The sequence below is a fragment of the Micromonospora wenchangensis genome (assembly GCF_002210435.1).
Lineage (GTDB): Bacteria > Actinomycetota > Actinomycetes > Mycobacteriales > Micromonosporaceae > Micromonospora > Micromonospora wenchangensis.
On record NZ_MZMV01000074.1, the window covers coordinates 18,939 to 30,895 of the forward strand.

The following is an 11,957-nucleotide window of genomic DNA, read 5'->3' on the forward strand; positions in this document are numbered from 1 at the left end:
GTGCCCGCTGCGGTCGGGTGGTCAGGCGCGGGGGAAGTAGTGGTCGAGCAGGTCGGTGCGGAACACCCCGGCCGGGTCCAGCTCGGCGAGCAGGGCGGCGAAGTCGGCGTACCGGGGGAAGGTGGCGGCGACGACGGCCGGGTCGAGGGTGAAGACCTTGCCCCAGTGCGGCCGGGGGTCGAACGGGGCGAGCCGGGACTCGATCTCGGCCAGCACCGGCTGCACCGCCGCCGCGTCGTCGACCCAGGTGAAGTGCACGGCCAGCGTGTCGCGGCCCTGGTTGGGGCTGAGCCACAGCTCGTCGGCGGCGACGGTGCGCAGCTCGCAGATCTGCAACACGGGCGCGATCCGCTCCCGCATCCCGGCCAGCGCGGCGAGCGCCCCGGCCCCGGCCGACCGGGGCAGGTGGTACTCGGACTGGAGTTCGTCGCCGCTGCTGGGCAGGAAGCCCAGCCGGAAGTGCGGCAGCCGCTCGTGCCACGGGCCGGGCTCGCCGAACTGCGGGGTGCAGCTCACCGGGTCCATCCCGGGCACCGGGTGCGCCGGCCGCTGCGCCGGGGTGGTGCCGAGCCAGTCCGGCTCCGGCGGCGGGGCGTCGGCGAGCTGCTTGCGCCAGACCTGGTCGATGTCCGTCGAGCGCCAGGTGGTGAACCCGCTGACGCTGTACGCCGAGGCGAGCGCCGCGTCCAGCGCGCCGACGGGCAGGCCCTCGCGGACGTACTGGCGGACGGTGAAGGTGGGCAGCACGTCCAGGGTGACCCGGGTGACCACGCCCAGCGCGCCGAGCGACACCACCATGCCGGCGAACCGGTCGCCGGCGGACCGGTCCACGGTGAGCACGTCCCCGTCGGCGGTGACCAGTTCCAGGCCGGCCACGGCGGCGGCCAGGTTGCGGTTGCCGTCGCCGGAGCCGTGGGTGCCGGTGGCGACCGCGCCGGCCACCGAGATGTGCGGCAGCGAGGCGAGGTTGGCCAGGGCCAGCCCCTGCTCGTGCAGCCGGGTCGCCACGTCCCCGTAGCGCAGCCCGGCGGCGACGGTGACGGTGCCGCGTTCCCGGTCGACCTCGACGGTGGGCGGCAACCCGGCCAGCGAGACCAGGTCGCCGCTGGTGTCGCCGATCCGGTTGAACGAGTGGCCGCTGCCGACCGCCCGCACCCGGTCGCTGCCGGCGACCAGCCGGCGCAGCTCGTCCAGGGTGGTCGGCCGGTGGAAGGCACGGGCGGCGTAGTGCACGTTGCCGGCCCAGTTGTGCCGGGGCACCCCGCTCACCTGTCGGCCCCGGCGGCCGGTTCGTCGCGCGCCGCCCGGCGCTGCGCCGGGTCGTCCGGGTCGGGTGCCGTCGGGGCGCTTACCACCAGTGTGTCGACCACGTCGGAACTGTACCCGCGCAGCCCGACGGTGCAGCCGGCGGCGGAACGGACCCGACCGGCGCGACGCCCCGGGCGCGGGCCGGTGCGTCATCCGGCGCGGTTGTCGACGGCGTCCACGGGGAACCATGGCGCGATGAGCAGCTACCGCGACCCGATCCTGCACGGCGACGTCTACCCCTCCGAGGAGGAGATCGACCCGACCGGGGTCGGCCTGGAGCCGGCGAGCGCCCCGCCGGCGGCGTACCCGGACCGGACGGAACAGGCGACGGCGTCGGCGGCCCGCGTGGCGCAGAGCGGGGCGCACTCGATCGTCACCCACCACCTGGACGGCTCGACGCAGGTGGTGACCGACCTGGACGGGGACGGGATCGCCGACGTGGTCCAGTTCGACCTGGACGGCGACGGCGTACCGGACATCACCTACCTGGACAGCGACCGGGACGGCCGGTTGGACACGGTGCTGCGCGAGCCGGGCTCCCGCCACCGCTGACCGTCCGGCCGCCCGCCACCGGCGGGGTGGCCGCCGGGGTCACAGCTGGGGCATCACCTCGGCGGCGACCAGTTCCAGCTGGTCCAGGTCGGCCAGGTCGAGCACCTGGAGGTAGATCCGTTCGCTGCCGGCCTCGGCGTACCTGCCGATCGTGTCGACCACCTCGGCGGGGGTGCCGGCGACGCCGTTCTGCCGCAGCTCGGCCGGTTCCCGACCGATGACGGCGGCCCGGCGGGACACTTCGGCGTCGTCCCGGCCGCAGCAGAGCACCAACGCGTTGGACCAGCGCAGGCTGCCCGGGTCGCGGCCCGCCTCGGCGCAGGCGGCGCGGACCCGGCCGAACTGGGCGACCGTCTCGTCGACCGAGACGAAGGGCAGGTTGAACTCGTCGGCGTAGCGGGCGGCCAGGCGCGGGGTGCGTTTCGGGCCCTTGCCGCCGAGCAGGATCGGCGGGCGGGGCTGCTGCACCGGCTTGGGCAGTGCCGGGGAGTCGGTGACCGGGTAGTGCTTGCCGGCGAAGTCGAACCGCTCGCCGGCCGGGGTCGCCCACAGCCCGGTGATGACGGCGAGCTGCTCCTCCAGCCGGTCGAAGCGCTCCCCCACCGACGGGAACGGGATGCCGTAGGCGGTGTGTTCCTCGGCGAACCAGCCGGCGCCGATGCCCAGCTCGACCCGGCCGCCGCTCATCTGGTCGACCTGGGCGACGGTGATCGCCAGCGGGCCGGGCAGCCGGAAGGTGGCCGCCGTGACCAGCGTGCCGAGCCGGATCCGGGTGGTGTCCCGGGCCAGCCCGGCCAGGGTGGTCCAGGCGTCGGTGGGGCCGGGTTCGCCGGTGGACGACCCCATCGCCAGGTAGTGGTCGGAGCGGAAGAACGCGCCGTAGCCGGCGTCCTCGGCGGCGCGCGCCACCGTGAGCAGTTGGTCGTAGGTGGCGCCCTGCTGGGGCTCGGTGAAGATCCGCAGTTCCATGCCCCGAGCATAGGGAGCCGGGCGGGCACCCGCTCGGGCCCGGCCGACAGCTTAGATGCCTTGACAGGCATATGCCGGGTGGAGCATATTGCCTGGGTGTCCGTTGACGCCTTCGCCGTGCTGGCCGAGCCGAGCCGCCGCCGCATCCTCGACACGCTGCGGCGGGCCGAGTGCAGCGTCGGCGAGCTGGTCGACACGCTGGAGCTGAGCCAGCCGGCCGTCTCCAAGCACCTGCGGGTGCTCCGCGAGGCCGGCTTCGTCTCCTGCCGGACGGTCGCCCAGCACCGCATCTACCGCCTCGACCTGCGCCGGCTGCGGGCGGTGGACGACTGGCTGGCCCCGTACCGGCGGATGTGGGAGACCCACCTCGACGCCCTGGAGCGTCACCTCGACAAGGAGTGAGCATGGACCCTGCCGCGTTCCGCCCCAGCCCACCGGCGCAGGTCACCGCGACCCCCGCCGACGGCCGGTGGACCCTCCGGTTCGTCCGCGAGCTGCGCCACCCGCCGGAGCGGGTCTGGGCGGCGCTGACCGATCCGGCCCAGCTGGGCGAGTGGGCGCCGTTCCTGGCCGACCGTGACCTCGGCACCCCCGGCGACGTGGTGCTCACCCTGGTCGACGGCGACGCGGCCGACGCGCAGCCGGCCACCGTACGCCGGGCCGAGGCGCCGCGCCTGCTGGAACACACCTGGGGCGGGGACCTGCTCCGGTGGGAGCTGACCCCGACCGACGACGGCACCCGCCTCACCCTGTGGCACACCGTCGCCGACCGGGGGACGCTGCCGATGGTGGCCGCCGGCTGGCACCTCTGCGTCGACGTCGCCGACCGGCTGCTCGCCGGCGACCCGGTCGGCCCGGTCCGGGGCCGCGCCGCCCTCGACCACGGCTGGGCGCAGCTACGCGACGCGTACGCCCGCAAGCTCGGTGACGGCTGACCCGCGCCCCGCCTCAGCCGAACGGCCTGGTCGCGTACGCGGCGCGCAGGGCGGCCAGGCCGGCCGGCTTCGGCGTCAGGGTGCCCCAGCCGGAATTGAAGTAGTTCGCCCGCACGATCCGGGGCCCCCGCTCGGCGTTGAGCCGGGCCAGGGCCGCCGGCACGGTGGCGATCCAGGCCGCCTGGTCGGGGAAGGCGGACACCTGCACCCCCCACTCGGCGATGATCACCGGCCGGGAGAGCGCCACCGGCCCGAGGTCGGCCACCGCCCAGTCCCTCGTCCGGCGGAACCGGCTCAGCGCGGTGTGGGCCGGGTCGGTCGCGTAGACGTTCCACTGGAGGAAGTCCACCCGGGACATCAACGCCTCCGGATGGGTACGCCGGAAGGCGGCCCGGTCGAAGCCGCCCGCGCCGACCGAGAAGGTGGTGCCGGCGGGCAGGCCCCGGGCGCGCAACCAGTTCACCACGTAGGTCAGCGCCTGCACCGCACGGGCGTCCGACTCGGCCCAGGTGAACGACACCCCCGACTCGGTGGTGCCGAACTCGTGGTCGGTGTCCAACTCCGAGGCGAGTTGCAGGTTCACCGGGAAACCCAGCGTCCGGTACTGCGACAGGGCGCGGGCGAGCAGCCCGTCGCACTGGCCGGCGAGCACCTGCCCGTACCCGTACGCCCGGGGCCAGGTGGTGCCGGGACGCTGCTGGATGGTCATCGCCGGCGCGGGCACCGTCCAGGTCACCCCGTCGACGGTGAACGTCTGCGCGCCGGGGCTGCCGGCCCCGTAGTGCTTCAACTCCAGCACCATGTTCGGCGCGACCCCGGCCCGCCCCAGATCGCGCAGCCAGGACATGCCGTAACCGGGGAAGACGTAGGCGTCGGCGAGGCTGCGGTACTGGGTCAGCGAACGGAAGTTCCCGCCCACCAGGTCCGTCGTCGGGTCGGCGTTGCCGGCCAGGTAGTAGCCACCCCACACCGGAGGTGCCAGGGCGTAGTCGGCAGCCGCGCTGGCGGTACGTCCACCCTGGTCACGCACGGTCACGGTGACCCGGGGCATCAGGCCACCGCCCGGTACACGGCGGTCGTCCCGGTGTCCGAGACCATCGTCCAGGCCCGGCCGGAGTCGTCGGCGACCTCGACGCCGAGCGGGTCGATGACCGCGGTGACCCGCACCGGGGCGCTGCTGTTGCCGTCCGGGTCGGTCAGCACGATCGTGACGGTCACCGGGCGGGTGTCGGGGTCGGCGTAGCCGACGGTGAGCGTCATCGGCTCACCCGGGGCGTAGGTCGAGGCGTCGAGGCTGGCGGTCACGGTGGGAGCGGCCATCCCGGCCCCTCCTTCCTTGCTGGCCCGGTCGACGGGCTCGACGCCCGCCGGCCGGAGGTGGTGACGTCGTTGTCCGGACCGGGCGGTGGCGGCCGGGCCCGGTCGCCACCGCCCGGCCGGGTGCGCCGCGCCTCCCCGGCCACACCCTCATCCACCTGCATCAACAGTGCCCCCTGCCGACCCCGGGCGTCCTGTCGGCAATCCGCCAGCCGGGGCCGGCGGCACGGTCAGCGGGCGCGGTGTCGGCGGAGCAGGTGGGTGCCGAGGCTGACCAGGGTGCTGCCGAAGCCGGTGCCGAGGAGCACCAGCACCGCCCCCACCGCCCACAGCCCGGAGTCGTCGGTCGCCGCCGCGTGCCCCGACCAGGCGGCCGTGAACGCCACCGTCATCACCGGCGCCACCAGCACCGGGCTCAGCAGCCAGCCGGCGACGGCGGCGACCGCGACCAGGGTGAGCACCGCGCCGGCCACCTGCCAGACAGCGTACGGGCCGGAGGTCGCGCCGGTGCGGGGGTCCGTCGAGTAGCCGCTCTCCCAGCCCAGCCAGGCCGCCCAGGTGCCGATCGTCGCGGCCGCGAGCAGCACACCGCCGAGAAGGGTTCGGGTACGCGTCATCTGCACGCCCCGATCATCGTCGGCGGGACCGGCCGCCGGATGAGCACCCGTACTCACGATCACCGTCACACCACCCTTCGCAGCGGCAACCGCCCTGGTCGGGGGCCGTGTGGCGCGGGTTGCCCCGATCGGCGAGACTCGGTCGGACCACCCCCGGGGGGCCGTCCCCCGGACCCCGGCGAACGGTTGGAGCCCATGGCAGACCCCTCCCTGTTCTGGCTGGCCGGCGCGGTGCTGCTGGTGACCGCGGGCGTGGCGACCAGCCTGCTGCCCCACCGGCGGGCCCACGCGGAGCAGCGGCGGACCGCCTGGTCGGCCGCGCGCGCGGCGATCGACAGCGCGGCCGTCAGCCGGGACGCGGCCCCGGGTCGGGTGCCCGAGGCGGAACGGCTGCTGACCCGCGCCGAGTCGCTCGCGGGCCGGCGCGGCGGGGTCGACGCGGCGCGGGCGGCGGCCGAGCACGCCCGGCAGGCCGACCGGCTGTGGCGGGAGCACCGGTGACCGCCGGCAGGTACCGCCGCCTGGCCGAGCCGCTGCGCTGGGCGCTGCTCGGGCTCGCCGTGCTCGTCCTGGTGGTCTTCCTGGTCGCCCAGCGGCAGCAGGGCATCGACGTCAGCTACGGCCGGTCGCCGGCGTCGACGGCCGGGGTCGACACGGACGGCACCGGCACCTCCGACCGGGCCACCGTGCCGTCGGTGGACGAGATGACCGCGCTGGTGGCCGCCGCGCCGGTGGTCCGCCTGCCGGGCTCGGTGGCGTACTGGAACGAGCAGCGGGTGCGGGAGGTGGCCGGCGACACCCGGATCCTGGTCGCCCCGCCCGGCCTGGACAAAGACGAGCGGGAGCGGGTCCGGGACGTGGAGAACGCCACGATCCGGGTGATCGGCACCGAGGTCAGCGGCGGTTTCTACCAGGCCAGCTCCGACCGGCTGCCCGCCTGGCGGGCGCAGTTCGCCACCGGCGACGTGACCGACCTGCTGATCGCCCTGATCACCACGCTGCGTAAGGAGTCCACCCCGGCCGACCGGGACGAGTTGCGCTGGCGCGAGCCGAGCGGGCCGGAGCTGAACACCGTCCTGACCGACCTGCGGGCGACCGGGCGGCACATCGCGCCCGGCGCGACCCTCACCGACGTGCCCGAGACCGCCGCCCGCAACGCCTTCCCCGACGGCGCGTGGTACGTCGCGCTGCCCGTGCAGCGCTACGGCGAACCCCTGCCCCGGTACGGCCCCGCCCTGAGCGCCCGGTTCCCCGACCAGCCGATCGTGGTGATGTACGGGCTCTGGATCGAATACCACGGACCCGGCGCGGCGGACTTCGCGGAGTTGGCCGGGGCCAGCTTCTACGGCCAGTTCGCCAACCTGCTCAGCCGCACCGACTACCCGCAGCGCAACGTGCTGGGCGTCTACCTCGACCGGGTGACCGACATCCGCTACGCGGGCCTGTTCGAGCGTCCCCTGCCGTACCGGCCGGCCGATCCGCTGCGGGTGGCGCTGCCGGCGCTGCCGTGGCTGTTCGCGGGCTGCGTGGCGGCGTTCATGGTGCTGTCGGCCCGGTCGCTGCGCCGGCCCGAGGGCCGGCCGGGCAGCCGGCGGGACACCGCGCCGACCCGGCTGGCCGGGTTGACCGCGCTGGCCGTCGAGGTGTCCCTGCTGACCGACGCCCGCAGCAACCCGGCGCTGACCCGGGGCATCGTCAAACTCCAGGCCGCCCGGTCGGCGTGGGAGGAGAAGCTGCCCGCCCGGCACGTCCGCACGCTGCTCGACGAGGCGGCGGCCGAGCTGGACGACACCGCGCGTCAGGTCGGCATCGCCAGTTACCGACCGGACAACTACCTGCGGGGCAGGCTGTCATGACACGTTCCCGATCCCCACGGACCGCCACCGCCCGCCCGGGGCGGGGCCGCGTCGCCGGCCTGCTCGGCACCCCGTTCGGCCTGGCCGTGCTGGCCTGCCTGGTGCTGGCCGGCTGGGCGGTGTGGAGCGGCGGGGCGCTGGACGGCCCGATCGCCAGGCACGTCCGCACCACCTCGTTCTACGCCGACCCGGGGATCGACGTGGACCGGGCCGAGGCGGAACGGGTCATCGGCAACCGCCGGCTGGTGGTGATCCTGCGCTCCCCCGGGGCCGACCTGCGGGACACCTGCAAGCGGGTGCACCGGGCCGCCGACGGGACCGTCGTGCTGGTGCTCAGCCGCGACGGCGACGACTACGACACCTACGGCTGCGCCCTGGTGCCCGGGTACGAGAAGAAGAACCTGGGCAAGGCCGCCGCCGCGGAAATGATCATCGGTCGGGGCATCGACACGTTCGTCGACCGCCCACTGGAGGCCGTGAAGGTCATCGCCGTCAACTACGACCGGCTGGTCAAGGCCGGCACCGTACCCGACGGAGCGCGGACGATCAGCCCGTCGCTGCCCCGCTTCCTGCTCGCCGCCGCGGCGGTGACCGGGGTCGTCGCCGGAGCGGCGGTGCTCTACCTCGGCGGCCGGCGGGCCGGGCGGCTGGCGGCGGCCCGCCGGGTCCGCCGCGACGAACGCACCGACAGCCGCAGCGCGCTCAGCGCCGCCACCGCCGGCCTGGCCCAGCAGATCATCGACCTCGACCCGACGTACGCCCTGCTGAGCAGCCGCCGCGACGGCGACGACAGCAGCTTCGTCCGACGCTACCGGCAGTTGACCGCCGACCACACCGCCCTGCTCGACCGGCTGTCGACCCTGGACGACGCCGACGAGCCGGCGGTACGGGAACTGACCGCCCGCGTCGAGTCGCTGAGCCGCCGGGCCCAGTCACTCGCCGACGGGAAACCCGGCAGGGCCGGGTAGCCCGTGCGCTTAGCTGTCCGAAGCACGACTGACCGGGTACGACCCTGGCGCTTGCGGCGAACCGCTTCGTAGGGTGTTCGGGTTCGTCCGATGGCCGCACGGGAGGATGAGGACCTCACGCCAACCCCCGGCGCGCGGGCCCGGATCTCCGTCGTCAGCCTCGTCGGGCTGCAGTCCGACGAGGCCCGGCAGGGCTTCGTCAACCAGTTGCAGATGGCGCTGTTCGCCTGGATCAGGAAACACCCGGCGAACGACCGCCCGCTGCTCGGGCTGCTGGTGATGGCCGAGGGTGCCGCACCGGTGTAGATCCGCACCCCGCTGTCGCTCAGCCACCATCCGCGTAGCCCGCTCACCGCCGAGGAGGTGCTGGACCGGGCCCGCCGTCGGTGAGCTCGACGACCCCGCCGGCCTGCGGATCTTGCCACCGGGATCTAGCGTGGAAGGAGCCTGTTCACCGGCAGTAAGGATCATCGATGTTGCGCAAGCATCTGGTCGGGTTGATCGTCGGCGTGGTCATCATCGTGGCGCTGGGGGCCGCCGCCGTGGTCTGGCTCACGATCAACGGGCCGGAGCCGACCGGGCCGGGTCTGGACGCGGCGGCACCGGCCGGGGCAACCTCCTCCGGGCCCACGCAGCCGGCATCCGACAGTCCCGCCCCGTCGACCTCCGGGCCCGGCACGGCCGCTTCGGCGTCACCGGAGGCCGGCCCACGGCAGATGAGTCGCCTGCTCTACGACGACGGGCAGAATACGGCGACCGTCACGGGTCTGGAGGTGACGGCGGGTACGGTGCGGGTGCAACTGCGCTATACGACCCGGTCCCCCGGCGGCTGGGTGCTCAGCTGCCCGGCCCGGACGGCGGATCTCCAGTCGTCGCATCTGACGATGGCCGACGGACGGCAGGTCTTCCCGGTCGACACGTACTGCGCGTCGCAGCGGCCCGGCACGGATTTCACCCTGCGGCCCGGTGCGGTCCTGGAGAGCTGGGGCGTGTTCCCGGTCGTCCCGTCCGGCGACGACCCCTTCTCCCTCACCTGGTACGACCTGGGCACGGTCGAGGGGTTGAAGCTCTGAACCGACCTGGTTGACGGGTCAGTGCGCGGGGGACGGCTGCGCCAGGCCGGGTGGGGCGGCGTGCCGGGTTTCGGTGGCGCACACGCCGGCCAGCAGGTCGGCGGTGGTGTGCGCCCGCACGTCGGCTTCCGTACCGTCGGCGAACCGGGCGACGACGGCCCGGACGTGCCGCTCGGCGGTGTCGGCGAGCCCGTCGTAGACGGCGGCGAAGGTCTCCCGGGCGGGGCCGCGCAGCCAGCCGGCGGGCAGCAGCCGCAGCGGTAGCTGCGGATCGAGGGTGGGGAACCGCCGGAAGGTGTCCATCACCTCGGTCCGGGCCCGGACCGCCTCGGCGCCGTCGACCCGGCCGGCGGCGATCCGTGGCAGCAGGGGCCGCCAGCGCCGCAGGAAGCTCTCGTACTGTTCGGCGACCGCCGCGACGTCCCAGGCGTCGAGCGGGTCGCGGCCGGCGACCGCGTCGAGGTCGACCCGACGGCCCCGGAACACGGTGACCGCCCCGAGGTGGAGCTGGGTGAGCTGGGCCCGCGCCTTCGGGGTCAGCTCGTGCGGCGAGATCCACAGTCCGTCGTACAGCGGCGCGTAGCCCAGCCAGCGGAGTTGGCCGCGCAGGGCACGTCGTTGCGCGCTGCGCTCCTGGGGCAGGGAGAACGCGACGAGGGTCCAGCACTCGTCCCACGGCTGGGTGGTGGTGGTCGCGGCCATCACCCAGCTGCCGCCGACGGAGAGGCTGACGGCGGCGGACCGGCTGAGCCGGTACGAGCTGCGCCGGCCCTGCCGGCTGCCCTCCAGTACGCCCCGGCGGGCCAGCCGGCTGATCACGGTCCGCGCGCCGGCGAGGCTGACGTCGGACTCGGCCAACAGCGCGACGATGGCGGCGGACGGCAGCCACGCCCGGGTACGCAGGGTGTAGTCGGCCAGCAGGGTCACCGCGACGCCCTGGGGCGAGTTGCCGGCCTGCCGGCGCGGGAGCCGCACCGGGTGGTCCCCGTCGTCGGGGAAGATCTCCTCGATGTCGAACGGGTGTGGCACTGGGGACGCTCCGGGCTCGGCTGGGCGACGGTGGCACCGACTGTAGACGGCGCACCGGTGCCCGCCTACCGAACGCGGTCCGGGGTGGACCCGGGCGCGGAACCGGTGACCGCCCAGTGTATCGAGGTCATTCGATTGACACTTGTGGGACCTAGGAGAACACTAAGTGCCATGCAATGCCCTAGGGCCGGGGCAGGGCATGCCGGACGTAGTGGGCCAGCGCGGACGACACGGGCATCCGGGCGTACCCGTGCCGCACGATCGCGCGGCCGATCTCAACCTGTGAGGGAGTCACGCCCATGAGAATCAGACGGAAACTGCTGCTCGCCCTGGCGGCACCGCTGGTGGCCACCGTGGCGGCAGCCGCCCTGGTGGTACCGACGCTCCAGCCGGCGTACGCCGCGTCGCTGGTCGAGGTGACCAACTTCGGCGACAACCCCGGTCGGATGCGGATGCACATCTACGTGCCGAACACCCGCCCGACCAACCCGGCGATCGTGGTGGCCATGCACGGCTGCGGCGGCACCGGCCCCGGCTTCTACTCCAGCAGCGAGTTCGCCTCGCTCGCCGACCGGTACGGCTACATCGTGATCTACCCGTCGGCGACCCAGCAGGCCGGCTTCGGCAACTGCTTCGACACCTGGTCGGACGCCGCGAAGCGGCGGGGCGGCGGCAGCGACCCCGTGTCGATCGTCTCGATGATCAACTACACCGAGCGGCAGTACGGCGGCGACCCGCGCCGGGTGTTCGCCACCGGCAGCTCGTCCGGCGGCATGATGACCAACCACATGCTGGCGGTCTACCCGGACGTGTTCGCCGCCGGGGCCGCCTTCATGGGGGTGCCCTACAACTGCTTCGCCAACGCGGCCGACTATCCGCCCGGCGCCAGCCAGTGCACCGGCGGGAACATGAACCGCACCCCGCAGCAGTGGGGTGACGCGGTGCGCCAGCAGGCGTACCCCGGGTACACCGGCCCCCGGCCGAAGGTGCAGCTCTGGCACGGCACCGCCGACACCCTGGTGCCGTACTCGCTGCTCCAGGAGACCATCGAGCAGTGGACGAACGTGTTCGGGCTCAGCCAGACGCCCACCTCCACCGACACCCCGCAGTCCGGCTGGAACCGCCGCCGCTACGCCGACAGCAGCGGGAACGTCCTGGTCGAGGCGTACAGCATCCAGGGGGCGGGGCACAGCCTGCCCTCCGGCGGGATGGCCGCCGTCGCCCTCCAGTTCTTCGGCCTGACCAACCCGACCCCGACCACGCCGCCGACCACGCCCCCGCCGACGACCCCGCCGCCCACCACGCCGCCGCCGACCACCCCGCCGCCCACCAC

General features: G+C 74.4%; 15 protein-coding genes. 9 read left to right on the forward strand and 6 right to left on the reverse strand.

Annotated elements, in window-relative coordinates; all coding sequences use genetic code 11:
* Window positions 1-21: 21 nt before the first annotated feature.
* On the reverse strand, window positions 22-1,260 hold the full coding sequence (locus B5D80_RS28720; protein ID WP_088647077.1) for an FAD-binding protein: 1,239 nt from the start codon (window positions 1,258-1,260) through the stop codon (window positions 22-24).
* Window positions 1,261-1,503: 243 nt separating this feature from the next.
* Between B5D80_RS28720 and B5D80_RS28725 the strand changes: the two genes are divergently transcribed.
* Entirely contained in the window at window positions 1,504-1,860 is a 357-nt protein-coding gene (locus B5D80_RS28725) for a hypothetical protein (protein WP_088647064.1), read from the forward strand.
* 39 nt (window positions 1,861-1,899) lie between these two features.
* Here the strand turns inward: B5D80_RS28725 and B5D80_RS28730 are convergent, their stop codons facing one another.
* On the reverse strand, window positions 1,900-2,829 hold the full coding sequence (locus B5D80_RS28730) for an LLM class F420-dependent oxidoreductase (protein ID WP_088647065.1): 930 nt from the start codon (window positions 2,827-2,829) through the stop codon (window positions 1,900-1,902).
* A gap of 96 nt (window positions 2,830-2,925) precedes the next feature.
* Between B5D80_RS28730 and B5D80_RS28735 the strand changes: the two genes are divergently transcribed.
* Both B5D80_RS28735 and B5D80_RS28740 read left to right on the forward strand, forming a co-directional pair.
* Window positions 2,926-3,231, forward strand: coding sequence for an ArsR/SmtB family transcription factor (locus B5D80_RS28735; protein ID WP_088647066.1), 306 nt, complete (start codon window positions 2,926-2,928; stop codon window positions 3,229-3,231).
* Window positions 3,232-3,233: 2 nt separating this feature from the next.
* On the forward strand, window positions 3,234-3,764 hold the full coding sequence (locus B5D80_RS28740; RefSeq protein ID WP_088647067.1) for an SRPBCC family protein: 531 nt from the start codon (window positions 3,234-3,236) through the stop codon (window positions 3,762-3,764).
* Between the two features lie 13 nt (window positions 3,765-3,777).
* Here B5D80_RS28740 and B5D80_RS28745 read toward each other — a convergent pair whose 3' ends face one another.
* The 3 genes from B5D80_RS28745 to B5D80_RS28755 all read right to left on the reverse strand — a co-directional run bounded on the left by B5D80_RS28745 (window position 3,778) and on the right by B5D80_RS28755 (window position 5,698).
* Window positions 3,778-4,815: a hypothetical protein gene (locus tag B5D80_RS28745; protein ID WP_088647068.1), complete on the reverse strand. Its 1,038-nt coding sequence runs from the start codon at window positions 4,813-4,815 to the stop codon at window positions 3,778-3,780.
* The gene (locus tag B5D80_RS28750) at window positions 4,815-5,084 is read right to left on the reverse strand and encodes a hypothetical protein (protein WP_088647069.1); all 270 of its coding nucleotides are present in this window, start codon (window positions 5,082-5,084) and stop codon (window positions 4,815-4,817) included. Before B5D80_RS28750 ends, B5D80_RS28745 begins: the two co-directional genes overlap by 1 nt.
* A gap of 227 nt (window positions 5,085-5,311) precedes the next feature.
* Window positions 5,312-5,698, reverse strand: a complete 387-nt coding sequence (locus tag B5D80_RS28755; protein ID WP_088647078.1) for a hypothetical protein — start codon at window positions 5,696-5,698, stop codon at window positions 5,312-5,314.
* Between the two features lie 195 nt (window positions 5,699-5,893).
* On the opposite strand from B5D80_RS28755, the gene B5D80_RS28760 reads away from it, so the two are divergent.
* From B5D80_RS28760 to B5D80_RS28780, 5 genes are all read left to right on the forward strand, one after another.
* Window positions 5,894-6,199, forward strand: coding sequence for a DUF6403 family protein (locus B5D80_RS28760; RefSeq protein ID WP_088647070.1), 306 nt, complete (start codon window positions 5,894-5,896; stop codon window positions 6,197-6,199).
* Window positions 6,196-7,554 (forward strand): hypothetical protein, encoded by a 1,359-nt coding sequence (locus B5D80_RS28765; RefSeq protein ID WP_088647071.1) that lies wholly within the window; start codon window positions 6,196-6,198, stop codon window positions 7,552-7,554. Before B5D80_RS28760 ends, B5D80_RS28765 begins: the two co-directional genes overlap by 4 nt.
* Window positions 7,551-8,522 carry a hypothetical protein gene (locus B5D80_RS28770; protein WP_088647072.1) on the forward strand — a complete coding sequence of 324 codons (972 nt, stop codon included), beginning with the start codon at window positions 7,551-7,553 and terminating at the stop codon, window positions 8,520-8,522. Before B5D80_RS28765 ends, B5D80_RS28770 begins: the two co-directional genes overlap by 4 nt.
* A gap of 90 nt (window positions 8,523-8,612) precedes the next feature.
* A complete protein-coding gene (locus tag B5D80_RS28775) occupies window positions 8,613-8,828 on the forward strand; it encodes a hypothetical protein (protein ID WP_342747144.1) in 216 nt (71 codons plus the stop codon).
* Between the two features lie 167 nt (window positions 8,829-8,995).
* Window positions 8,996-9,595 (forward strand): hypothetical protein, encoded by a 600-nt coding sequence (locus tag B5D80_RS28780; RefSeq protein ID WP_088647073.1) that lies wholly within the window; start codon window positions 8,996-8,998, stop codon window positions 9,593-9,595.
* 18 nt (window positions 9,596-9,613) lie between these two features.
* On the opposite strand, the gene B5D80_RS28785 is transcribed toward B5D80_RS28780, so the two are convergent.
* On the reverse strand, window positions 9,614-10,624 hold the full coding sequence (locus tag B5D80_RS28785; RefSeq protein ID WP_088647074.1) for a PaaX family transcriptional regulator: 1,011 nt from the start codon (window positions 10,622-10,624) through the stop codon (window positions 9,614-9,616).
* A gap of 299 nt (window positions 10,625-10,923) precedes the next feature.
* Here B5D80_RS28785 and B5D80_RS28790 point away from each other — a divergent pair.
* Window positions 10,924-11,957: extracellular catalytic domain type 1 short-chain-length polyhydroxyalkanoate depolymerase (locus B5D80_RS28790; protein ID WP_088647079.1), on the forward strand; the 1,034-nt coding region annotated here is incomplete at its 3' end.

Coding starts and splice junctions, on each gene's coding strand:
- B5D80_RS28755 (WP_088647078.1), bottom strand. CDS start 5,698: ATGACGCGTACCCGAACCCTTCTCGGCGGTGTGCTGCTCGCGGCCGCG.
- B5D80_RS28740 (WP_088647067.1), top strand. CDS start 3,234: ATGGACCCTGCCGCGTTCCGCCCCAGCCCACCGGCGCAGGTCACCGCG.
- B5D80_RS28730 (WP_088647065.1), bottom strand. CDS start 2,829: ATGGAACTGCGGATCTTCACCGAGCCCCAGCAGGGCGCCACCTACGAC.
- B5D80_RS28775 (WP_342747144.1), top strand. CDS start 8,613: ATGGCCGCACGGGAGGATGAGGACCTCACGCCAACCCCCGGCGCGCGG.
- B5D80_RS28760 (WP_088647070.1), top strand. CDS start 5,894: ATGGCAGACCCCTCCCTGTTCTGGCTGGCCGGCGCGGTGCTGCTGGTG.
- B5D80_RS28750 (WP_088647069.1), bottom strand. CDS start 5,084: ATGGCCGCTCCCACCGTGACCGCCAGCCTCGACGCCTCGACCTACGCC.
- B5D80_RS28780 (WP_088647073.1), top strand. CDS start 8,996: ATGTTGCGCAAGCATCTGGTCGGGTTGATCGTCGGCGTGGTCATCATC.
- B5D80_RS28770 (WP_088647072.1), top strand. CDS start 7,551: ATGACACGTTCCCGATCCCCACGGACCGCCACCGCCCGCCCGGGGCGG.
- B5D80_RS28725 (WP_088647064.1), top strand. CDS start 1,504: ATGAGCAGCTACCGCGACCCGATCCTGCACGGCGACGTCTACCCCTCC.
- B5D80_RS28745 (WP_088647068.1), bottom strand. CDS start 4,815: ATGCCCCGGGTCACCGTGACCGTGCGTGACCAGGGTGGACGTACCGCC.